2 protein-coding genes are annotated in these 1,440 nt (G+C 63.6%); both read right to left on the bottom strand.

Annotated features, from left to right (window positions below; translation table 11 throughout):
* Window positions 1-160 precede the first annotated feature (160 nt).
* Window positions 161-343, bottom strand: coding sequence for a hypothetical protein (locus MKK84_RS29765; protein WP_243925746.1), 183 nt, complete (start codon window positions 341-343; stop codon window positions 161-163).
* A 162-nt stretch (window positions 344-505) separates the two neighbouring features.
* Window positions 506-709 (bottom strand): hypothetical protein, encoded by a 204-nt coding sequence (locus tag MKK84_RS29760; protein WP_243925745.1) that lies wholly within the window; start codon window positions 707-709, stop codon window positions 506-508.
* Window positions 710-1,440 lie beyond the last annotated feature (731 nt).

The following is a 1,440-nucleotide window of genomic DNA, read 5'->3' as shown; positions in this document are numbered from 1 at the left end:
AGCACCATGACGCCGCCATCGGTGAACGTCTCCCCATCGACCAGCCAGAGCGGATAGTTGCTGCTCCACGGCTCGACCGTACAACCACAGGCGCGAAGCACCTGGACGGCTTCAGCCACCAGCTCATCGACGATGGCCATCCCATTCCGAAACAACATGATCACCCGCGCTGACTTGGCGGGAAGACCTGATGCTTGGTCATCTCCAGGAGTTCGCGTGAGCGCCGGATTGCCTGCTGGGCCTGCTGAATGAGCCTTCTGTCATACTCGGCCAGCACGGCACGCCGGGCGAGCGCTTGCTCATGCTCGGCAGCGGTGAGCGGTCTGAATACACTGAGGGGCATGGTGGTGCTTCGCGCAATGCAGGCGGGAGCACACGTTACTCTCAGCCACCAGAGCCTACGGGTTCGGAAACCGGCCGGTGATCCCAACACCGTGCGCCTGATCAGTCAGGAAGTCCAATGGAGCGTAAATAGCTTCACTCCCGAAACAGGGCGGCCTTACTGCTACGCCGACGCCTCGATCATGCGCGTGCGGGCCTCGATCAAGCGCTCCTCGTCAGTCCGCATCCGCATTTCGGCGACGACCTTCTCAACGATCTGGCGCATGATCACCTCGTCCAAGCCAACCCCACGTGCGAACCCGTCGAGGCGGCGCATCAGGTGCTGGACCGTGGCACGCTTGTGTGTGGCTTCGGGATCGTCGCTCATCCTTGAACCGGAAGCCTATGATACGGCGAGTTCATCACCGTGCGGCGCAGCCTGGATACCGCTGGAGGCCGCTCCAGTAGGGGCGTGCGCTCGGCGGTCAGACTTACCGTGCGTTCTGCCATCGAGACGTGACGTCTCGGAAGGCCACGTCGCCATTTGCCTCCGAGGCACCTTCCGACCCGAAGGATCGAACCGATTGACGCACGACGACACCATCGCGCGTGATCGACCAGTCGAACCGGCCGGGCTCCTTCGCAGAGGGCGTCACGCGCAGGGTGTGCGGGTTCGGATTGAAGGTGATCATCTCCACCATGTGGGGGCACACCAACCCATCCACGAGGAGCGAACGGCAAGGCAGGCCGCTGGCGAAGCGAGGCGTGACTGATGCCGCGAGCTAGGCCGACAGGCGTTTGGTGTTGAAGGCGACGTGCTCGCGGTAGCGGGCGATGACCGTCTCGGGCGATCTGCCGTGCATCAGCGTCGTCATCGCTTCGCCAGCGGCCTGCCTTGCCGTTCGTTCCCCGTGGATGGGTTGGTGTGCCCCCACATGGTGGAGATGATCACCTTCAATCCGAACCCGCACAGCCTGCGCGTGACGCCCTCTGCGAAGGAGCCCGGCCGGTGCGACTGGTCGATCATGCGCGATGGTGTCGGCGGGCGGCAATCGGTACGATCTTTCGGGTCGGAAGATCGACAGAGTGTTGGGTAGGGACAGGCTGCGCGGCCTGGTG

The organism is Methylobacterium sp. E-065 (genome assembly GCF_022829605.1).
GTDB lineage: Bacteria > Pseudomonadota > Alphaproteobacteria > Rhizobiales > Beijerinckiaceae > Methylobacterium.
The sequence above is the reverse complement of the archived record's forward strand: the minus strand, read 5'-3'. Positions and strand labels throughout refer to the sequence as shown.